This window comes from Frankia sp. Cppng1_Ct_nod (genome assembly GCF_920656135.1).
GTDB classification, from domain to species: Bacteria; Actinomycetota; Actinomycetes; order Frankiales; family Frankiaceae; genus Protofrankia; species Protofrankia meridionalis.
On record NZ_CAKKTK010000049.1, the window covers coordinates 1 to 20558 of the forward strand.

18 protein-coding genes and 1 pseudogene are annotated in these 20558 nt (G+C 66.0%); 7 read left to right on the forward strand and 12 right to left on the reverse strand.

Translation table 11 applies throughout. The features are described from left to right. Positions 1-481 (reverse strand): YncE family protein (locus NBW77_RS14490; RefSeq protein ID WP_502799487.1); only part of this gene is annotated, 481 nt, incomplete at its 3' end. A 423-nt stretch (positions 482-904) separates the two neighbouring features. On the opposite strand from NBW77_RS14490, the gene NBW77_RS14495 reads away from it, so the two are divergent. Continuing rightward, positions 905-1372 carry a hypothetical protein gene (locus NBW77_RS14495; protein WP_131746608.1) on the forward strand — a complete coding sequence of 156 codons (468 nt, stop codon included), beginning with the start codon at positions 905-907 and terminating at the stop codon, positions 1370-1372. Positions 1373-1745: 373 nt separating this feature from the next. Here NBW77_RS14495 and NBW77_RS14505 read toward each other — a convergent pair whose 3' ends face one another. From NBW77_RS14505 to NBW77_RS14520, 4 genes are all read right to left on the reverse strand, one after another. Further along, the gene (locus NBW77_RS14505; RefSeq protein ID WP_250279880.1) at positions 1746-2000 is read right to left on the reverse strand and encodes a HAMP domain-containing protein; all 255 of its coding nucleotides are present in this window, start codon (positions 1998-2000) and stop codon (positions 1746-1748) included. 186 nt (positions 2001-2186) lie between these two features. Then, the gene (locus tag NBW77_RS14510) at positions 2187-2876 is read right to left on the reverse strand and encodes a response regulator transcription factor (protein WP_131746609.1); all 690 of its coding nucleotides are present in this window, start codon (positions 2874-2876) and stop codon (positions 2187-2189) included. A 62-nt stretch (positions 2877-2938) separates the two neighbouring features. After that, positions 2939-3595, reverse strand: a complete 657-nt coding sequence (locus NBW77_RS14515) for a DedA family protein (RefSeq protein ID WP_131746610.1) — start codon at positions 3593-3595, stop codon at positions 2939-2941. 213 nt (positions 3596-3808) lie between these two features. Next, complete coding sequence (locus NBW77_RS14520) at positions 3809-4663, reverse strand: polysaccharide deacetylase family protein (RefSeq protein ID WP_242605798.1); 855 nt, start codon at positions 4661-4663, stop codon at positions 3809-3811. Positions 4664-4956: 293 nt separating this feature from the next. Here NBW77_RS14520 and tatA point away from each other — a divergent pair, with 293 nt between their 5' ends. Continuing rightward, positions 4957-5235: a Sec-independent protein translocase subunit TatA gene (tatA, locus tag NBW77_RS14525; RefSeq protein WP_207386981.1), complete on the forward strand. Its 279-nt coding sequence runs from the start codon at positions 4957-4959 to the stop codon at positions 5233-5235. Positions 5236-5554: 319 nt separating this feature from the next. Here tatA and NBW77_RS14530 read toward each other — a convergent pair whose 3' ends face one another. Further along, the gene (locus NBW77_RS14530; RefSeq protein ID WP_165486048.1) at positions 5555-6538 is read right to left on the reverse strand and encodes a right-handed parallel beta-helix repeat-containing protein; all 984 of its coding nucleotides are present in this window, start codon (positions 6536-6538) and stop codon (positions 5555-5557) included. 396 nt (positions 6539-6934) lie between these two features. Here NBW77_RS14530 and NBW77_RS14535 point away from each other — a divergent pair, with 396 nt between their 5' ends. Then, a complete protein-coding gene (locus tag NBW77_RS14535; protein ID WP_131746614.1) occupies positions 6935-7579 on the forward strand; it encodes a cytochrome c oxidase assembly protein in 645 nt (214 codons plus the stop codon). Positions 7580-7582: 3 nt separating this feature from the next. Here the strand turns inward: NBW77_RS14535 and NBW77_RS14540 are convergent, their stop codons facing one another. The 5 genes from NBW77_RS14540 to NBW77_RS14560 form a co-directional block, all read right to left on the reverse strand. Continuing rightward, on the reverse strand, positions 7583-8455 hold the full coding sequence (locus NBW77_RS14540) for a TauD/TfdA dioxygenase family protein (protein ID WP_242605799.1): 873 nt from the start codon (positions 8453-8455) through the stop codon (positions 7583-7585). A gap of 375 nt (positions 8456-8830) precedes the next feature. Then, positions 8831-10024 (reverse strand): LLM class flavin-dependent oxidoreductase, encoded by a 1194-nt coding sequence (locus NBW77_RS14545; protein ID WP_242605800.1) that lies wholly within the window; start codon positions 10022-10024, stop codon positions 8831-8833. 67 nt (positions 10025-10091) lie between these two features. Further along, positions 10092-11348: an ROK family transcriptional regulator gene (locus NBW77_RS14550; RefSeq protein WP_502799488.1), complete on the reverse strand. Its 1257-nt coding sequence runs from the start codon at positions 11346-11348 to the stop codon at positions 10092-10094. Positions 11349-11847: 499 nt separating this feature from the next. After that, on the reverse strand, positions 11848-12753 hold the full coding sequence (locus NBW77_RS14555) for a TauD/TfdA dioxygenase family protein (protein ID WP_131746615.1): 906 nt from the start codon (positions 12751-12753) through the stop codon (positions 11848-11850). Positions 12754-12782: 29 nt separating this feature from the next. Beyond that, a complete protein-coding gene (locus NBW77_RS14560; protein WP_131746629.1) occupies positions 12783-13727 on the reverse strand; it encodes a TauD/TfdA dioxygenase family protein in 945 nt (314 codons plus the stop codon). A 1176-nt stretch (positions 13728-14903) separates the two neighbouring features. Here NBW77_RS14560 and NBW77_RS14565 point away from each other — a divergent pair. The 3 genes and pseudogenes from NBW77_RS14565 to NBW77_RS14575 all read left to right on the forward strand — a co-directional run. Next, positions 14904-15944 (forward strand): ABC transporter substrate-binding protein, encoded by a 1041-nt coding sequence (locus NBW77_RS14565; protein WP_250279881.1) that lies wholly within the window; start codon positions 14904-14906, stop codon positions 15942-15944. A gap of 80 nt (positions 15945-16024) precedes the next feature. After that, complete coding sequence (locus tag NBW77_RS14570; protein ID WP_131746616.1) at positions 16025-17011, forward strand: ABC transporter ATP-binding protein; 987 nt, start codon at positions 16025-16027, stop codon at positions 17009-17011. A 232-nt stretch (positions 17012-17243) separates the two neighbouring features. Beyond that, positions 17244-17783 (forward strand): annotated as a pseudogene (locus NBW77_RS14575) (ABC transporter permease); the annotation flags it as partial. On the opposite strand, the gene NBW77_RS14580 reads toward NBW77_RS14575, so the two are convergent. Continuing rightward, the gene (locus tag NBW77_RS14580) at positions 17729-19087 is read right to left on the reverse strand and encodes an LLM class flavin-dependent oxidoreductase (protein WP_242605801.1); all 1359 of its coding nucleotides are present in this window, start codon (positions 19085-19087) and stop codon (positions 17729-17731) included. The pseudogene NBW77_RS14575 and the gene NBW77_RS14580 sit on opposite strands and share 55 nt — an antisense overlap. Before the next feature lie 163 nt (positions 19088-19250). Here NBW77_RS14580 and NBW77_RS14585 point away from each other — a divergent pair, with 163 nt between their 5' ends. Then, positions 19251-20243: an ATP-binding protein gene (locus tag NBW77_RS14585; protein ID WP_131746618.1), complete on the forward strand. Its 993-nt coding sequence runs from the start codon at positions 19251-19253 to the stop codon at positions 20241-20243. Positions 20244-20558: the final 315 nt, after the last annotated feature.

The following is a 20558-nucleotide window of genomic DNA, read 5'->3' on the forward strand; positions in this document are numbered from 1 at the left end:
TCTTGACCAACTTGCCGGAGAACTCACACGTCGCGACGAAGAACGAGTTGTCCGCGGCGAAGTCGATGTGGTCGACACCAGGGCAGCTGACTGGGATCTTCATCCGCAGCTGCCAGGTGTGCGGATCGTAGAAGTCCAGCCGTTGCAACGCCTCGGCCACGACGATCGCATATTTCCCGTCCGGGGTGAAGTACATGTTGTAAGGGTCCGCGACCGGAATGTTCGACCCTTTGATCCTGCCGGTGGTGGGGTCGATCGGGGTGAGACTGTTGGCCATGTCGTTGGTCACGTACAGCGTCGACAGATCCCAGGCCGGAACGACATGCTGGGGATTGCGGCCGGTCACGTATTGGTCGATCACCTTGAAGGTCGCCGGATCGATCACATCGACGGTGTTGCTGTCGCTGTTCGGAACGTAGACGAGGTGCTTCGCGTGACGAACAGCCGGACTGAACCGGTTCGCCCCGTCAAAGGCATACACATCGACCGGTTGTGAGCCATCGCCGTCTCCCGGGGGAGCCGATAGTGCCGCCGGATTCCCGTTCGCCGATACGTGAGATCGTGCCGGCACCGCGGCACGTATGGACGAGCCGGATCCTTCAGCGCAGGCCGCTACCACCGTGGCCCACAGGGCGACAACGACTGCCAGGCGCAACACCCGGGGCAGTCGAGCATCATCGTTGGTCCACACAGGCACGCTCCGATTTCGGACGAGACCGGCGGCAAGAAGCGTAACGGCGTCCGTCCGAGTGGTACCCGGTGACCCCTCCGTCACACGCCCCACCGGTCAACAGGTGGGTCCTGCACCCGTTTCCCGAAACAAAAAGGTCAACGGAACTACCGGTCCGGGCATTTCAGCGTATGCGCCCGGACCACCGGGATCTACGTGATACTCGGGACGCGGATGCGCTACCCGTGCCGATACAGGCAATCACGCGCCCGTCGTCATACAAAACCTGCGCGACGAACGGACCCAGTCCCTGACGAAGGTCAGCTTCCACTACGGCGGAATCGTCAAGGAGTTCCCGACCGCGCCCAAGGACAGCTTCTTCGTCGCGAACGCCGACCACGTCGCCCGGACGACTCCAACCCGGCGGTCGGCGCCTTCCTGGTCACCGGCAACAACACCGCTGCGCCACGGCTCGCGTCCTGGCTACGGGACGTAGCAGGACCGGATGCTGTCGTCACCGACATCACCGGTACGAGACAGACGGTCGGTTCCAGTCTCACCGCCGTCGACCTCGCCGGCATCTCCCGCGTCGAGCTGGGTTTCGCGCTACTGCTCGTCGCGGCGTCGGGCGCGCTGCTCAGCAGCGTGCTTGTCACGGTCCTGACCGCAGTGTTCGACCCTCCGCCTCAGACAACGACCTGATGGCAGGCCACGACTGGGAGCACGAGCCGGATGACGGCGCCGCCGTCGGGATGGTTCAAGGCGGTCGCGGTGCCACCGTGAGCAGTCATGAGGGAACGGACGATCGGGAGCCCGAGGCCCGGCTCCGCCACGGTCGCGGGTACGCGCTGTATCGGCGCGGCGGAACCGGTCACGGTCCGCGACCACCACGAGATCGCCCGGTACGTCAAGGCGTACCGACACCGTGATGGCGCCCACCGTACCCACGCCGTTGAGCAGGTCCGCCCGATGGACCGAGGCGCCAACAGGTCACTCACGGACAACGCCGCGGGGCGCAGTACGGCGGAGCCTCCGCCCACCCGGGCGAGCAGGAGCATGCCCTCGGCGAGCCGGATCAGGCGGTCGGTCTCCTTGCCGGCCTCGGCGACGAACCCGCGTTCCCGGGTAAGAGCCCCGCCTGCAAGCGCATGAGCAGTCCGTTGAGGGTGGTTGCCAACGCCGCGATCTCGTCGCGGGTCGCGGGAATCTCCAAAGTGGCCGCCGTATCGTGCTCACTGATCTCGACAACCTGCCGGCGCATCCGTTCCACCGGTCGCAGCGCCGCTCCCGCCAGCGCCCAGGCCTGCGAGCAGTATCGCGGGCGGCGCACCGACGATCAGTACATCCCGCGCGTGGTCCTCAGCGGTGTCGGTGATGTCGGTACCCATACCTACGACGGCGATCACCGGGCCGGTGGCCGCACGCACCGGGGCTCCCAGAAGCCGTGTCCGCTCCTTCAGGATCTCCTTGGTGATGAACAGTGGGCCGGCCCGGGTCGCGGCGATCTGTTCCGCGGTCAGCAGCGGCCTGTCCCCACGGGCAGGCGCAGCCGGTAACCGGCACCGCGTACCGTCTCCAGCTGTTCGACTCCGAACGGCCGATCGATTTTACGCCTGAGGTACGCGACGTACTGGTCGACCACGTTCGACATCCCGTCATAGGCGAAGTCCCAGACGTGCTCGAGGATGCGCGTGCGGGTCAGGACCTCGCCCGGGTGACGCATGAACAGCTCGAGAACCGCGAACTCCTTGGGAGACAGGTCCAGCTCGGTATCGCCGTGGCTGGCCCGGCGCGCGGCCGGATCCAGGCGGAGGTCACCGGCGCGCAGCTCGGTCGGACGTTCCGCCATACCGCGACGGATCAGTGCCCGGAGTCGCGCGGACAGTTCAGCGAAACTGAACGGCTTCGGGACGTAGTCGTCGGCACCGGCGTCCAGTCCCCTGATCCGGTCGGAGATGTCACCGCGGGCGGTCAGCATCAGCACCGGCGACCAGCGCCCTGCCGCCCGCACCTGCCGGCAGACCTCGAAGCCGTCGATGCCCGGCAGCATCAGGTCCAGCACGATCGCGTCGTAGGGGATCTCGGTTGCCTGCCAGACCGCATCAGGCCCCTGCCTCACCACGTCGACGGCATAGCCCTCCTCCTCCAGGCCACGCTTCAACAACGCCGCCATCCGGAGTTCGTCCTCCACCACAAGAACACGCACGGCCCGGAGCCTAGGGTTCCGATGATGTGAGAATCATGTGAATCGATCGGAATCGAATGCCCTCACACATGATCGGCAGAAACCTGCGCCTGGCATCCCTTCTGCCTGCGGTACTCCAGCACGACCGGGACCGCCGAGGCCACGACGATTCCCACCGTGATCGGGATGATGTAGGCGTCAATATGGCTGGAGCTGCCGAGCGCGTAACCCAGCAGAGTCACCCCGAGCGCCCACAGGAGCCCACCGACTGCGTTCCATACTGCGAACACCGCAAAGCCGACTCCGGTTACTCCAACCACCGGGTTCATGAAGGTGCGTACCACTGGAATGAACCTCGCCAGCACGATGGCCTTCCCGACCCCGTATCGTTCCAGGACCTCATGAGCCCGGTCGACGTTCTCCCTCCTGAACATCCGCGAGTTCGGGCGGTCGAACAGGACTGGTCCAACGTGCCGGCCGATCAGGTATCCCGTCTGGGCACCGAGGACCGCGGCCACGCTCATACCAGCAAGCACGGGTCCAAGTGACAGGTGGGGGTTGCCCGACCCCACATCCGTGGCGCAGAATGCCCCGGCGAGGAACAGCAGCGAGTCGCCTGGGAGGAAGAACCCGACAAGGAGCCCGGTCTCTGCAAAAATGACGGCAATGATGCCGGCCGTACCAAACGTGGACACCAGCGACGAGGCGTCGAGCGGATTGATCGCCAGCAGAGTGGTCATGAACGGAAAGACTAGAAAGACCCTGCCGCAAGTACCTCCCGACCGTGCGTACCGACCACCACGGACGCCCAGAAACCGGTGCTGACCTGGAACTCTATGCTGGGACGTCCATTGAGGAACTCACATGAGGCAGCCGCCGGGCGGTCTCCGACGCTTCCAGGTCGGGCAGAAGTGACCAGCGACCAGCGACCAGCGACCAGCGACAGTTCGGGATCACAGGGTGATGAAGGTAAGGCCGTTGGTTTTCAGCCGGGGTAGGACGGTGCGCAGGGCCTCGACGGTCTGGGCACGATTCCCCCCGCCGTCGTGACAGAGCAGGATGTCACCGGGACGCGCCGCGAGGAGACGCTGGATGATCGGCGTGGGGCCGGGACGGGCCCAGTCCTTCGGGTCGATGTCCCAGTCGATCGGGGTCATACCGTAGCGTGCGACGGTGGCCAGCACGGTGGGCGACCAGTCCCCGCCGGGGGCGCGGAACAGCTGTGGCGTGGTAGCCGCGGCGTCCACGATGACGGACTGGGCTTGAACGATCTCCTTGTCGATCTGCGCGGGAAGGCGACGGGAGAACGGCTGGGGGTGGGTCATGGTGTGGTTGCAGAGGCTATGCCCCTCGACGATGATCCGCCGGACCAGGCTACGTTGCGCGTGCGCCTCGATACCGACCAGGGAGAACGTGGCCTGCGCGCCGTGGCGGCGGAGCAGGTCGAGGACCTGGGGTGTCCAGTGTGGGTCCGGACCGTCGTCGATGGTCAGGGCCACCGCGTTCGAAGGAGCGTTCGGGAGCAGGTCATGCACCTTGTACACGGGCCTGGCGCGCACCGGCACCGCAGATACCGCCGGCAGACCCGGAAGGGTCGCCATCCCGTCGGGGTCGGTGGCGGCGTTCGGGGAGAAGGAATCGGAGCGTTGCCCCTCGGAAGGACCCGGGAGGGGTGTCGCGTGCGCGGGACTGGAACATCCAACGAGTCCGCCCGCAGCCACCCCCACCACACCGGACGCCGCCCACGCAAGCATGCCGCGCCGCGAGATACCGACATCCCGGGTCTGCTCGGACCGCCCGCCGGTCACGCGACGGTACTCCCGGCGGTAAGAGGGAAACTTCCACGGCCGCCCACAACACCCATACCGATTCCGTCGGGTGAAGGAAGGCAGCAGCCACGCCCGAAGTCCACGATCCGTTCCAAAAGACGCCTACCTGACACCACGAACAGAGCCTACGCGAACCAGACCTCCCCCTCCGAAGACAGACCGGACAACTCACGCACCGGCACCGGCTCCTCGCCCCGGGCACGACCCACCACCCGGTTACGATCAATTCATCAGCAGTCAAGTCGACTTCAACCCTGGATGGAGGAGTTCCCATGGGATTGGGCGAGTTCGGTCCATGGCATCTACTGATCGTCGCGGTGGTCTTCGTGCTCCTGTTCGGCTCCCGGAAACTTCCCGACGCGGCCCGCTCACTGGGACGGTCACTGAGAATCTTCAAGGCGGAGATCCACGGATTGCGCGACGACCCGCCCGGCGACTCCCCCACAACACCAGCGGTAACCGGCGACTCCCCACAGACCGGCACGACCAGCAAGGACGGCCAACCAGTCGGCATCCACCCCCAGGCTGAGGCATCGAGCGGCGGTTCGTGAACAGACCGAGGCACTCATCGGCTGGTGGCTCGACCGCACCACCGGCCTGTTCCGTCCCACCGCGGCATCGAACGACACCGGCACGAGAATGTTGCGCTTCCGATTTTTGCGTGGTGGATGCGCGGTGTTCGTGTCGCACATCCACCACCGGCGGGGTGGGGGACGGGTTTCGTCGTGTTCTGCCCCATACGGGGGGATCCGGGATTTCTGCGGGCAACGTTCGGCAGGACGCATGCGTCCCGTACGATCCGACCTTCACAACACCGTCATCGCCACAATCGGGTGAGCCCTCGACCACGATCAGTCCGAACGTTCACCCTCAGTCGGGCAGCGGGATCACCACACCGGTATCGGCATCAACATTGCCGCTCCAGACACCGCCGGGGGCGTTACTCGTCTTCGTCCATCCGGGATACAGATACCCATCGGCCCCATAGTCTGGGAAGACGCGGCTGGAAAAATGATTGTTGGTAACCCTGATGTTGAAGGATCCCGCGTGGCCGTAACTGGAATAGATGGTGAAGGCTCCACCGGCCAGCAGATTGTCGTCGATCGTCACATCATGGGTGCTGCCGTACTCGGTACCGAACTGAATGGCGCCAGCCATGTCGTGCGTCGGCTCAAAAATGATGGTGTTATGCTCGAAGGTGATGTTACCGGTTCCGCCCAGCGTCTGAGACCCGTCGACATGTTCACCGGCAGCAGGCTGGACAAAGTCATGGATGTAACTGTCCTGGATACGATTATCACCGTCCGGATGAACACCATCGAGGAAGCCGTGGAGATTGTCACGTAAAAGGGTCCAATGCTGGCCTCGAACAGCGGCGTCAGGGGGCGCGGGCGGCGCAAATTCGGAATCCTGAACGGTGACACCGGCATCAGGGTAGCTGTCGTCCACACTCACCTGGTTTGTACCGGCGTTGGTGAAACGACAGTTCTTTATCAGTACATTCTTCGCCCGGATGATCAGCATGTCGTCGTAGCCGCTGCCCGTGTTGCGATCGATAAGCTGGCCGTCTATGACCGCACCATCCTGCGTGATGATCATAGGGCCCGTGTACGGGGTAAGACGGATACCGGCGGGAACACCGGTGGTGGCGGCGTTCGGGAACGTGGCGGCGACGGCCGGCTGCCCACTCGGCGCCGGCGTCACACCGGCGGAGGCCGACGGTGTCGGTGTCGGTGTCGGTGTCGCCCCGGAACCCAGCGTCGGCTTACAGCCGACGAGCCCACCCGCAACCACTACCGCGGCTCCGACGAGTAGCGGCACAAACCGTTTTCCCACACGGCGGTATAAGCCCACAGTGAATTCTCCTCCTTGCACTGACCCGCCGTCGGGATCACGGCTTAGACCCTCCGAACAGGACAGTAGCGCGTGACCCCTCTACGTACATCCCGGTCGCGTCCCGGGTCGGGTACAGGCCGTGCGTGCCCTTACCGGTGGGCAGGAACCCGATGTTGACAAACCGGACCGGGTCGACGGAGCCGAGGGTACGATCCTGCGCCGGGAGTGATCGTAGGCGGTGCATATCGTGGAGCGGCAGAAACCGCGGACACCGGAACGCCGGTCAAGTTTGGAGCGGTCCCGGGAATCGGAGAAGAGAAAGGGCGCCCAAGCCGATGCACCAACTTCGGCAGCCGATCGGTCAGTGGCTGTGGTAATGGTAGAGGCGTGGCGTGCAAGCACTGCGGAGGGCAGGTGACGAGCGTGATCCAGCTTCTCGCAGGCGCAGCGCCGCTGACGGTCGGGAGCTACCACGGGCCGGTGCGCCCATCCCTGGGGCAGGTGTGGACCATGCGGAGGCTGGACCCGGTCGCGCTCGCTCTGATCACGATGGCTGCCGCGGGCTACCTGTGCGGCGTGGCACGTGTCCACTCCGGCGGCGGTCGATGGCCGGCAGTCCGGACGGTCGCCTTCCTCGGGCCAGGTCTGACCAGCCTCCTCGTGCTGACGATGGGCTGGCCCGGTGTCCACGTCCACGTCCACGTTCTGTTCTGGGCCTACATCGGCCAGATCCTCGGGCTCTTCCTGGTCACGCCTGTGTTTCTCGCCGTCGGCCGGCCCGCGGCGCTCGCCCGTGCGGCACTTCCCACTCTCGCCCCGGCATGGGTTGCCCGACTGGGCGGAAGCCGGCTCGATCACACCGCCCACACCGCTCACACCGGGCCGGCGCAGCCGGATTCGACCGGCCATCAGACCGGGGCCCCACCGCGCCGGAACACACCGCGCCCTGGTGGGAGGTGGATGCACGGGTCTTCGGCTCCCATCGGGCGGCGCTCCTCCAACGCCACCCGCCTACGCCCGAGCCCGGGCTCGACCAGTAACAGCGGACCCGCCAGGTAGCGATCAGAGGTCGGTGTGCAAAGGTTCGTCGGCGATCAGGATGCGCTCCAGCACCCGGGGAAAGTCGCCGTAATTGCGTACCGCGTAGTGCACCACGGCGCGGTTGTCCCAGAAGGCGATCGAGCCGGGTTGCCAGGAGAACCGGACCTGGTTCTCCGGCTTCCGGTACTGGTCGATGACAACCGTCAGCAATTCCTTGCTCTCGGCCCGGTCGAGCCCGATGAGCGACGGCCGTTGCGTGAAGTTCACCCAGAGAATCTTCTCACCGGTCTCGCGGTGCACCCGTACGATCGGGTGCGCGACGATCGGGTAGTCGTGACCGGAGGCGTTCAGCGCGGCGCGGTAGTCGTGGACGACGTGGAGCTCGGCCAGACGTTCCTTCACCTCGTCGGGCAGCCCGTTGTAGGCGAGCCCAGCGTCGACCCAGATCGTGTCACCGCCCACCTCCGGCACGGTCACCGCACGCAGCACCGCGCCCCAGGTCGGCACCAGCCGCCAACTGGTGTCGGAGTGGTAGCCGTCCCAGACGTCGTCGGCGTCCAGGGTGGCATATATCTTTTCGTACTCCTTGAAGTTTTCCGCCGCGATCGGCTGGATCGCCGTGATGCCGTCCGTGCTGGTCCTGCTCACGCCGGGGTGACTGTACAGCGGACCGAAGCGCCGCGCGAACGCCTCGTGCTCGGAACGGGTCAGCTCCTGGTCACGGAAGAAGACAACCTTGTGCCGCAGGATCGCGGCCTTTATCTCGTCACGCACCTCATCGGTCAACGGATAGCGGAGATCGATGCCCGTGATCTCCGCGCCTATGGTCGGCTGCAACGGCCGGACGGTCAGGTCATCGACCTGAAATGGATTGATGTGAGCGACAGCAGTCACGTAGGTTCCTTTCCATGATTTCCGACAACGTGATTCATCCGCACGGCTCGCCCGTCTGCGACCTTACAGGTATCGACGACGTGGTAAGTAGCGGAAAAAGAGTTCACATACGTTCACCGCAAGCCAGGCGCGAAGGCTAATTACGGAACGCGAAAAGAGAAAAGCGGGCCGACCGGGCAACGGCCCCGTGATATCACCGCCGGTTCAGCGACAGGCCGCGCCGGACACCAGGGCCAGATCCACAAACAGCCGCACTGTGAGGTCGACTCCCCTGCTCATATACATAGTAGAACACGCGACACACCCCCCTGTCCATAGTCGATAAATACAGTGGAGAAAGTTGAGCAGCACAAAACCCACCTCGCCCGGAAGTAGTCAGCCACCGGTTGAACGGGCGGGTGCCCGGTCGCTCGAATCCACCGACTGGCGGACCAACGGGAGCACGCCCTCGGCGAAGGCGTACGCCTCCTCCAGGTGGGGATAGCCGGACAGCACGAACTCCTCGATCCCGACCCGTCGGTAATCCGCGATCCGTTCCGCCACCTCCTCGTGGCTGCCCACCAGCGCCGTACCCGCGCCACCGCGAACCAGCCCGATACCCGCCCACAGGTTGGGCGCGACGAGCAGCCGGGAACGATCGCCGCCGTGCAGATCGAGCATCCGGTGCTGACCGATCGACTCCAGCGCCCGAAGGTGGCGCTGACCGGCCGCGACGGCAGTCGCGTCAAGTCCCGCGATGAGGCGTTCCGCGTCGGCCCACGCCTGTGCGGCAGTGTCCCGAGTGATTACGTGCAGCCGGATACCGAACCGGATCGCGCGCCCGCACCGCTCGGCCGCTTCGCGGACCCGGTCGATCTTCTCCGCCACCTGGGCTACCGGCTCACCCCAGGTGAGATAGACATCGGCGTGACGCGCCGCGACACCGACCGCCGCATCGGACGACCCACCGAGGTAGACGCGCGGCAGTGGATCGGGCGGCTCGCGCAACAGACCCCCCTCGACGTCGAAGTGGCGGCCGTGGTGGTCGAACGTCTCCCCGCGCCACGCCGCGCGCACCACCGTGAGGAACTCCTCGGCCCGCGCGTAACGCTCGTCGTGGTCGAGCCGGTCGCCGTACCCGCGCTGCTCGGCGCCGCTGCTGCCGGTCACGACGTTGAGCATCAGCCGGCCGGCCGACAGCCGCTGGAAGGTCGCCGCCATGTGCGCGGCCAGCGCCGGTGCGATCAGTCCGGGCCGGAACGCCACCAGGAACCGCAGGCGGCGAGTGTGCGGGATGAGCGCCGCGGTGACCACCCATGCGTCCTCGCAGTGCGCACCGGTCGGCGTGAGGACTCCGGCGTAACCGAGCGTGTCGACGGCCCGAGCGAGCTGCGCGAGGTAGTCCATCGACGCTGGGCGGTTGCCGGGCGCGGCGACCGAACCCGGCGCACGCTCACCGATACCGAGCCCGTGTGCCCGGCCACCGAGAGTACGGCTGTCCCCGCCGGTCGGCAGGAACCAGTGGAACACCGGGCCGCCGGCATCGATATGGCGATCGCGAACAATAATTCCGGTCATGTAGACCCTCATGCTCCTTTGATCCGGCGCCTCTGAGCTGGATCTCATCCGCCCAGATCCCCGCCTGCTGTCGCTCTTATTACCGGGCACTCCCACGCGTGGACGGCCCAGGACGCATCGGGACGGGCAACACCGGATACAGGCTCCGTGGGCTGCGATGGACGGCATCGAGCACCGTTGCGCCCGCCGCGACCGCGAGTGCCTGCGGGCCGAAACGGCTGGACAGCACTGTACGCTCGGGGTCGGTACACACCCGTGAATGCGCGGCGATCTCCTCATACAGGTCGGCCAGCAGCTCCGGCAGGAAGATCGTGGTGTATTCGGTGAATACGAGCACCTCAGGGTCGATCATGTCCAGGAGCATGGCCACCACACGGCCGATGAGACGAAGACGGTCCCGCAGGAGCGTCCGTGCGCGGGGGTCGCCTCCCCGGACCGCCTCCGTCAGGCTTCCCAGGTCCGGTGTTGGGATCATTCCGTCCCGGACCGCCCGCTTCACCAGGGTCTGTTCGGAAATCGCAGCCTGTACGCAGCCGGACCGGCCGCAGGGGCAGGTCACCGGCACGTCCGATAACGACAGGTGGGCAACGTCCCCCGCGCCGGAGTGCGGACCGCGGTGCACCGTACCACCCGTGGCGATCGCCGCGTCGACGACGTTACCGACGAACAGGTGCACCAGGCTTCGTCGTGCCCGTGGATCCCCGAACAGGATCTCGGCCTGGGCGAGGGCACGGGCGTGGCCGTCCACGTAGACCGGCAGGGTCGTCACCGCGGCGAGCGCCTGGCAGACCGGGACGTCACGCCAACCCAGCAGGCCGTGTTCGACGATGACACCGCGCTGCGGATCCACCCGGCCACCGGTGACCACGCCAAGGCCGATCGGGCGGTTTCCCCGGGCGTGCCGCGCCATGAAACCGGGCAGGTGCCCGCCGATCTGTCGGAGCACCTCGACGGCGACGCCCTGATGGGGGATGTTTTCCTGGGCCAGTACCCGGCCGCGCAGGTCCACCAGGCTGAACGTGATGAACGGCACCGCGATGTGCACACCGCAGGCGACGTGGTGCCGGGTGTCGATGTCTAGGGGAATGAAGGGCCGGCCGGCGCGGGGTGGGGTACTGGGAGGCGGTAGTTCCCGCAACAACCCGAGCGAGATCAGATCCGCGGTCTGCCTCGACACGGCTGCCGGGCTGAGCCCGGTCGCCCGGCCGACGAGGGTGCGGGCCACCGGCCCGTGGTCGAGCACGGCACGCAGAACCGCCGCGGCGGAACCGGTGGTGTCGGGGTGACCCGCGACGGTGGGCTGCGTCGGAGCCTGGCTGTGTCTGTGCACCGGCACGGGGTGTCCTCCTTGCGCCGCGGTGGCGCGCGCAGACGCGGCGGAGCCACGGCGCTGCGGTCACGGGTCCACGCGCGGACGGGCACCCGGACACTCCTCGCTCCGTCCGCATTCCAGAAACGGCAGAGTCCGGTGCGGAAATGTCCGGAACGGGTGAAGGTCTTCACGAATGTCAACGGTTGGTCACGCCCGGATGGAGTGACCGGGTCGGATCAGGCCGACGAACAGAGCGCACTCGCCACTCGACGCAGGTCGATGTGGACGCGACAGACCAGATAGGTGCACCCCCTCATATCGGTGATGGTAAGGAGGTCCACAAATATTGTCAACCGACTTGGTAGGAAAATATGCTCACGCGCAGTGGATATGCCTGTCACACATGGCGGCAGATGAGCCGACGGCGGAAACCGGCTGCTCCCGGACCGGGCATACGAATCCGCCCCGTCGCCGAAACGAACCGGCAACGGGGCGGACGAACTACCTGACGGGCGCGGGCCGGTTACGCCGCGAGCGGTGTGTAATGCGAAGCGTCGTCACCTTCGATGGTGTAGCTGCGCCGCCCGTCCGCCCCCACCGGCACACCACCGGCCACGGTCACCCGGTGCAACAGTCGCGGGAGGTCACCGTAGTCGTCAACCGCGTAGTGCTGGGTGATCCGGTTGTCGAAGAAGGCGAGGTCGCCAGGTGCCCACCGCCAGCGGACAGTGTTCTCCGGGCGGGTGACATAGGCCTGTAGAAGACGGAGGATGTCGCGGGACTCTGTCGTGGACAAATCGACGATTCGCTGCGCGAAGCCGCCGATGAACAGGCCCCTCTCCCCCGTTTCGGGATGTACGCGGACCACCGGGTGAGCGGTCCGGTATTTCCGGGAGACGAATATCTCACGGAAGGCCTTCGTCTTCTCCGAGTCCGCCGGCGGTATCGCGTAGTCGTAGTCGTTGGTGTGCTCCGCCCAGATCCGGTCGGCCAGTTCGCGGAGTTCACCGGGCAGGTCCCGGTAGGCGGCCGCGGAGTTCGCGATGAGAGTGTCGCCGCCATAGGGAGGGACCACGATGCTGCGCAGCGTGCTCGCGGAGGGGGGGCTGACGACGAAGGTGACGTCGGTATGCCAGTTGTTGGCCCGGCCCTCAGCCGAATCGACCCGCAGCACGTTCGGACTGCCGTCCAGTGACGGGACGGTGGGATGCGCCGTGGTGAGCTCACCGAAGCGCGCGGCGAAACGCTGCTGGCCGGTGTCGTCCAGCTTCTGACCGCGGAAGAACAGTGCCTTGTACTCCAGCAACGCCGCCCGGATCGAAGCGATCGTGTCGTCGTCGAGATTCTCGCGAAGGTCCACGCCGACCACTTCGGCGCCGATCCGTCCGGCAACCCTCCGGAGGTCGAAATCCGTACCTGTGACGGTCATGATTCTCCTTGGTCGATCGTCCGGGATGCTCAGTGGTCCCCGCCGGCGAGGAACGGCTGCCCGGTGACGAGTTCGGACTGCTTTCCGTCGACGCCGACGGGAATGTCACCGACGAGCGTGACCCGGTACAGCACCCGGTCGAAGTCGAGATGATTGAGATCGGACGGCCCGAGGTGCGCGGTAGCCCGGTTGTCCCAGAACGCGACGTCTCCCGGCTGCCACCGGAACCGCACCGTGTACTGCGGTCGGGACACCTCCTCGTAGAAAAGTTCGAGCAGCCTGCGGCTCTGGCGGGACGAAAATCCGATGATCTCGTTCTCGCCCGCGGTGAAGCTCGGGCTGACGAACAGGGCCCGCTCGCCTGTCTCGGGATGGACGCGGACCACCGGGTGGATCGCCACCAGTGGCTCGGCGGCGACTCTCCTCGCATAGTCCGAGTCGGCGGCGAACAGCCGGCGGTTTCCACCGAAACTGTGCCTGGCCCGCAGCTGGTCGGCCAGGCTCCGCAGCGGAGCTGGCAGGCCCTCGTAGGCTGCGACGAGGTTGGTCCAGGCGGTGTCACCGCCGTACGGCGGGACTATGTCGGCACGCAGGATGGATCCGGCCGGTGGGTTCACCAACGCTGTGACGTCGGTGTGCCAGCCGTTGTCATACGTCACCTTCCGCGTGCCGAACTTCGCCTCGTAGCGCCGGCTGTCAATAGGCAGGATCTGCGGGAAGCCGTCCGGCGGCGCGTCCTCGTAGGGATGGGCAGCCGTGAGCTCACCGAACTTCGCCGCGAAGGCGATCTGCTCAGCGTGACCGATCGACTGGCCGCGGAAGAAGACGACCTTCCAGCGCAGTAGGGCGGACCGGATCTCGGCGACCGTCTGGTCGTCGAGATCCCGGCTCAGATCGACACCATGAACCTCAGCCCCGGTATAGCCGGAGAGAGGTCGGACGTCGATCCCCAGTTCGTGCACGACGTGTGTCATCGTCAGGTGCTCCAGGGTCGAGATGGACTGGTGGAATGGTGGGTGGAAAGTAGGCAGAGCGCCGCTGCCAGCCGTGACGGACCGTTCGTTCACGTTGACCGGGACGGCCACGGAACCTGGGAGTCCGGTCCGGGACGGCCCCTTGGACCGCGGCACCGCCCCGGACAGGTCGAACAGCCCCGAGAACGCGGACATCACAACGTCACTGCCAAGCGGACGGGAGGCCGCCGTGGTGATGGAACCGGCTACGGCCGCCTGTCGCTACCGACCGTGTCTGCCTGGCGGCGCGGGCACGGTGGCGGAACAGGGCGGGAGGTCCGCCGCCCGACATCGCCGTGCACTCCCTGCGGTGGTGTCGGACCGGTGGTGGCACATAGTCGTGCATGCACGACTATGTGCCAGGCGTCCGGGTGGCGCACAGTCCGTTCCGGCCATGGCGCCATGGTCAGCTCCCCCTGCGGAGCGGGTCAACGTTTAGCAGTGCGGTGAAAATAATTGGGCCACCGCCGGGGTGACGGACTCCTGGCGCCGGAGCAGCCGGAGTTACCTCCCCGTCACTATGTCGGATAACCGCCCCCCGGCCAGGGCCGTCGATCAGGTCGGCTGACGACCCACCTTGACAACCCACCATTTTGGCCTACATAGTCGCCAACGTGCAGGCCAGGCGATTCTCGATCCGGCGGACGGTGGACCATGTCCACGTCGCCAGTGATCTGTGTTGCCCCTGACGCGGTCTGCCGCTCTCCGGCGTTCGTGGTGACACGCCAGTAGCCACCTAGCCGGAGGCGTCTGCTGCCCGTCAGTGCCGACGGTGCATCCGGTCCGACAGCCGCTCACGGCTGTGAACGGCGACCCGGCTGTTTCAGGCGGTAGTGATATTAACCCATCCGCAGCCGAACACACCACGGTCTTTTCCTGCCGTGGCGATGCCGTCGTGTTACCAGCGGCTGTGTTGTCAGCGACCGAGAACTGACCCATTCTCGTCGCCCTTTTCTGCTTCTCTCTGCAGGTTCTCCTGCGTGCTGAGCACGCTGACGGCGCCGGCCGCTTTTGTTTCACACATGCAGATGCGACCTCGTCGCGACCGGTTCCGTTCAAACCGCTCAAACCGCCCGCCCCAGGCACGGCCGGCGACCCGCACCGATAGTTTAACCGCCCTCACACAAAGGATTCACCATGTTTTGCCCCATCCGCAGGAAATCCAAGGCCCTCGGAGTCGCCGCAGCCCTGGCCGTGACCGCCCTGACGGCAGTGGCCTGCGGCGGCGGCAGTGGTTCGGGTTCGGGTTCGGGTGCCGAGCAGACCGAGCTGCGCTACCAGGGCTCGGTCGGCCAGGTCACCCCTGCCGAGCTCGCCGCCGACCTCGGCTATCTCGGCCCGATCACGCTCAAGTGGATCGGGAACACCATCAGCGGTCCGCAGGACATCCAGGCCACCACCACCGGTGACACCGACTTCGGTGGTGCCTTCAACGGCGCCATCATCAAACTGATAGCAGCCGGCGCTCCGATCAAATCGGTGATCAGCTATTACGGGGTCGACAAGGATTCCTATATCGGCTATTTCGTGCCGGAGAAAAGCCCGATCTCTTCCGCCCGCGACCTGATCGGCAAGAAGATCGGAGTGAACACGCTCGGCGCACATCTCGAAGCCGTCCTGGACGCCTACCTCAAGAAGCAGGGCCTCAGCACCGAGGAAATCAAGCAGGTCGTTCCCACGGTGGTTCCGCCGGTCAACACCGAACAGACACTGCGTGCCGGGCAGATCGACGTCGCCGCGCTCGGCGGAATCCTCCGGGACAAAGCCCTGGAACGAGGGGGCCTCCGCCAGCTGTTCAGCGACTACGAGCTCTTCGGGACTTTCTCCGCAGGCAGCATCGTGCTACGGAATGACTTCATCAAGAAGAACCCGAAGACGACCAGACAATTCGTCGACGGCGTCGCCAAGGCAATTGAGTGGTCCAAGACACAACCGCGCGACGTCGTGGTCGCACGGTTCGAGCAGATCATCGAAAAGCGGGGCCGCAATGAGGACAAAACCGCGATCAAGTTCTGGAAGAGCTACGGGATAGCCGGGCAGGGCGGACGCATCCAGGACCAGGAGTTCACCCGCTGGATCGATTTCCTGCGGGACCGCGGCGAGCTCAAGAAGAACGTCGCACTGACCGACCTCTACACCAACGAGTTCAACCCGTTCCGAGCTGCCACCGGCTCCTGACCCCGGCAGAAGGCGGGTGGTTTCCGGTGCGCTGAGCCGTGCTGGGAACCACCCCGGCTCCGCAGTGAGGGTGAATGAACGTGAGTACGATCGCATTCCAATCCGTCACCAAGAAGTTCACCGTCCGGGCCGACACCCGACCACGCGGCACAAGCAGCGAGTTCACCGCGATCTCCGGTGTGGACCTGGACATTCGCAGCGGCGAGTTCCTCGTCCTGGTCGGGCCGAGCGGGTGCGGCAAGTCCACCCTGCTCGATCTCCTCGGCGGGCTGACCAGACCCAGCAGCGGACGCGTTCTCGTTGATGGTGTCCCGGTCTCGGGGCCGGGTCTCGACCGCGGGATCGTCTTCCAGCAATATGCACTCTTCCCATGGCGGACCGCGCTCGGGAACATCGCGTTCGGCCTCGAAGCCAAACGCGTCCCGAGATCCGAACGTTCGGCCCGGGCCAGAAGCTACCTGGACCTCGTCGGGCTGACCGGATTCGAACGTCGCTATCCGCATGAACTGTCCGGAGGCATGAAACAACGGGTGGCGATCGCGCGCAGCCTCGCCTACGACCCCGCGGTGCTGCTCATGGACGAGCCGTTCGCCGCGCTCGACGCCCAGACCCGGGAAACACTACAGGACGAACTACTACGAATCTGGGCGAAAACGTACAAGACCATCCTTTTCATCACACACTCAATCGACGAAGCCGTATACCTCGGTCAACGGGTCGCCGTGATGACGTCACGACCCGGCCGCATCAAAGAGATCATCGACATCCCTCCCGTCGGTGCGGCCAGCGACGACCCCCGATCCGACCCGGAGTTCGTGCACTACCGGCACCTGGTCTGGGAGCTACTCCACGACGAGGTCGCCAAGGCACAGCAGGCCGAACGCCGGATCGACGTCCCGCGCGGGCGGGACGCGCCGGTCCAGCCACCGCATGCAGCACCGGACCCGGTACCGGTCGGCGTGAGGTCACCCGAAACCGCCAGGAACAGCGTTGTCGGGGAAATCGAGACGGCCGGGACGGACAAGTATGCCCGGAAAGAGGTGACCCGTGTCGGCAACCATCGATGACAGCATCGGATCGACCGTGATCGTGACCGAACCCGTGCTCGACACCGCTGAGCCCGCCAGGCCGCCCGGTCGGCGATGGTGGGTCGCGCCGCTACGGGTCACGGCCGCTGTTCTCCGCCGTAGCGTGGCGATCGTCGTCCTCCTGTCCGCGTGGGAACTGCTACCCCGGTGGGGTGTTGTCGACCGGGTGTTCCTGCCGCCTTTTTCGGAGGTGATCAAGGAGTGGTGGGCCATGGTCGGCAGCGGCGAAATCTGGGCGCACACGGAGGCGAGTCTGAAACGCGCCAGCGCCGGTTTCACTCTCGCCATCGCAATCGCACTGCCTCTGGGGCTGCTGATCGGTTGGTTCCGCGGGCTTGCCGAGTTCCTGAACCCGCTGTTGGAGCTGTTCCGTAACACGGCCGCGCTGGCCCTACTGCCGGTGTTCGTCCTGATTCTCGGGCTGGGCGAGGCATCGAAGATCGGAATCGTTACCTACTCCTGTGTATGGCCCATCCTGCTGAACACCGTCAGCGGTGTCAGGAATGTCGATCCGCTGCTGATCAAGTCGGCGCGGTCGATGGGTCTGTCGTCCCCGCGGTTGTTCCAGAAGGTCATTCTTCCTGCCGCCGTGCCGACGGTTTTCACCGGCATTCGCCTCGCCGGGGCGTACGCGATCCTGGTACTCATCGCCGCGGAGCTGGTCGGCGCGAAAGCGGGTCTCGGCTACCTGATCAACTATGCGCAGTCGAACTTCGCCATCCCCGAGATGTACGCCGGGATCATCACCATCTCCGTGATCGGAATCGGCATCAACCAGTTACTCCTGGCCGTGGAACGGCACTTCTCACGCTGGCGTGTCATCCCTGAGGCCTGACCACCGTGGCCGCCGGCCTGCGCGGAGCCGTCGATGTTGAAGGTCTTCTTCAGCTCGCCGACCCGTTGTCTGGTCAACTCCAGGATCTCCGCCGCGCGCACCTCGCCGGTCCGCTCGATGATGCCGGCGATCGGCTCACCCCAGAACGCGTACACGTCGGCGTGCTTACCGCCCACCCGCACCGCGTCCGTGGACGCCCCGCCGAAGTAGATCGGGATGCGTCCGTCCGGCCGCACCGAGGACCGGGCGCCGTGGATCGTGTCGAACTCGCCGTCGTAGTCGAACGGCTCGGTCGATTCCCATTCGCGGCGCAGCACGTCGAGGAACTCGTCGGTGCTCCGGTACCGGGTCACCTTGTCCGCCAGGTCCCCGTCGCGTGCCTGGTCGGTGTCGTCGCGTCGACGATGGCATTCAGCGCAGCCACCGTGATCATGATTACCGCGGCGGGGATAAACGGGGCCACGGCTGCTGGGCAAGAAACCCCAGGTCGCTGGAGAGCATCCCGCCCCAGGTAGGGCGGGCGGCCGCACGCCGACACCGAGGAACGACAGCGACTGCACGGCCAGCAGGGCGGCGGCGTTGGCGGTGGTCACCCCGATCGTCGGGAAGACCTTGTTCCAGAGATGGGTGCGGATGATCCAGCGACGAGAGGCGCCGAACAGATGATCGCGGTGCGCGCTGTACAGGAGTGATTCACGGGCATCGCAGTGGCGCTCCCCGCGTCGACGGCTGCAAACCCGAGATGGTCGCGTAGGGTCGCGCCCCCGTATTCGCTCCGGAAAACGCCGGGTTCCCGCAGCAGCGGTACGACCGTGTCCGCGAACTCGTCCAGGCCGCCGGACGTGATACAGCTCCCAGGCCGTGCGCAGGAACCGCTCGGCCCGCTCGTAACTCTGCTCGGCGCGCAGGAACCCGCCCCGCCGGAAGTTCTCACCGGTGAACGCGTCCCACGAGATGACGACGTTCCACGCGGCCCGGCCGCCGGAAAGATGATCGAGGCTGGCGAACTGCCGCGCGACCTCATAGGGCTCGTTGAAGGCAGAAGCGACGCCGGGGGTTAGATGGTGCTCGGCGAGCCAGTATCGGGCATAGCCGAAGCATTCCGCGTGGCGCGCAAGGTCGATTGTGTTACGCAGCGCATCGACTGCCGTCGACCCGGAGCTCAGCGGTGCGAGATCGAGCACCGACAGCGGGACGGTATCCGCCGAAGGCGTGCACACCAGTGGCCGACACGACGGCCGACGCACCGGACGCACCGGACGCACCGGACGCACCGGACGCGACAGGCGACAGGCGACAGGTATCGCCTTAACGAAAACGATTACGATCCCGGTATCCTGTCCCGATCACGGCAGTGCCGCCACGACCTCGGAGCACACCACCATGAAGATCGCATTTGTCGGTAAGGGCGGCAGCGGGAAGACCACGCTGTCCGCGCTGTTCTGCCGCCACCTGGCCGCCCTCGGCCACCCCGTACTGGCCATCGACGCCGACATCAACCAGCACCTCGGCGCCGCGCTCGGCCTCGACGAGGACACCGCACCGCCACCGATGGGCGAGCACCTCGACGAGATCAAGAACTACCTGCGAGGAGACAACCCGCGCATCCCCTCGGCAGCGTTGATGGTGAAGACGACGCCACCCGGCTCCGGATCACGGCTGCTGTCGGTAACCGGTAGCAACCCGCTGTGGGCACGCTTCGGCGTCGACGTCGCCGGCGTGACGCTGCTGGCCACCGGCGCGTTCACCGAGGACGACCTCGGCGTGGCCTGCTTCCACTCCAAGCTCGGATCGGTCGAGCTGCTGCTCAACCACCTCCTCGACACCGCGGACGAGTACGTCGTGGTCGACATGACCGCGGGCGCCGACGCGTTCGCCTCCGGGCTGTTCACCCGCTTCGACCACACATTCCTGGTCTGCGAGCCCACCCGCAAGGGGGTCGCGGTGCACCGCCAGTACCGCGACTACGCCGCCGACTTCGACATCACCCTGTCCGTACTCGGGAACAAAATCACCGACCCGGACGATGTCGCGTTCCTGCGCCGGGAGGTCGGCGAGGACCTGCTCGTCTGCTTCACCCAGTCGGCGCCGGTCCGGGCGATGGAACAGGGCCGGCCGTTCGGTATCGGCGACCTCGAACCGGCGAACCTGGCCGCGCTGGCGAAGGTCCACTCCGCGGTCGACACCACCGACCGGGACTGGGACCGCTTCGTCACGCAGATGCATGACATCCACCTGCGCAACGCCACCGCCTGGGCCAACGACGCCACCGGGGTCGATCTGGCCGGCCAGATCGACCCCGAGTTCCGGCCCGCCCCCGGACTGATCCCGGCGGCCCGCCCGGCCCGGGACACCGCTGCCACCCACACGGTCTGACCCTCGGCACAGGTTGCCGACCCGCAGGCCGGTGCTGTTGCGGGACCACGACAGCCGCGGGACCACGACAGCACCGGCCTGGGGATGCATAAGCCGTCGGTCAAGGGCTGAAATCCAGTGCGGCGGCAAGGTACTTCCGGAACCACGATTGGCACCTGCGGGTTGGTGAAAGTTCGCTGTGGGAACCGCCGTCCGCAGCGGTCGACAACACAGATAAAAGTGATCTCCGGTGGGCTGTTGCCCACGGATTATTTCCGTAGTCGTCTATACGACAGCCACATATATGATGTTGACTTCCCCGACGGGCGGGTAGAC

Excerpts from the sequence above, each read along its gene's own strand:
- NBW77_RS14495 (WP_131746608.1), top strand. The coding sequence starts at position 905 with ATGCGCTACCCGTGCCGATACAGGCAATCACGCGCCCGTCGTCATACA.
- NBW77_RS14515 (WP_131746610.1), bottom strand. The coding sequence starts at position 3,595 with ATGACCACTCTGCTGGCGATCAATCCGCTCGACGCCTCGTCGCTGGTG.
- tatA (WP_207386981.1), top strand. The coding sequence starts at position 4,957 with ATGGGATTGGGCGAGTTCGGTCCATGGCATCTACTGATCGTCGCGGTG.
- NBW77_RS14545 (WP_242605800.1), bottom strand. The coding sequence starts at position 10,024 with ATGAGGGTCTACATGACCGGAATTATTGTTCGCGATCGCCATATCGAT.
- NBW77_RS14555 (WP_131746615.1), bottom strand. The coding sequence starts at position 12,753 with ATGACCGTCACAGGTACGGATTTCGACCTCCGGAGGGTTGCCGGACGG.
- NBW77_RS14560 (WP_131746629.1), bottom strand. The coding sequence starts at position 13,727 with ATGACACACGTCGTGCACGAACTGGGGATCGACGTCCGACCTCTCTCC.
- NBW77_RS14565 (WP_250279881.1), top strand. The coding sequence starts at position 14,904 with ATGTTTTGCCCCATCCGCAGGAAATCCAAGGCCCTCGGAGTCGCCGCA.
- NBW77_RS14585 (WP_131746618.1), top strand. The coding sequence starts at position 19,251 with ATGAAGATCGCATTTGTCGGTAAGGGCGGCAGCGGGAAGACCACGCTG.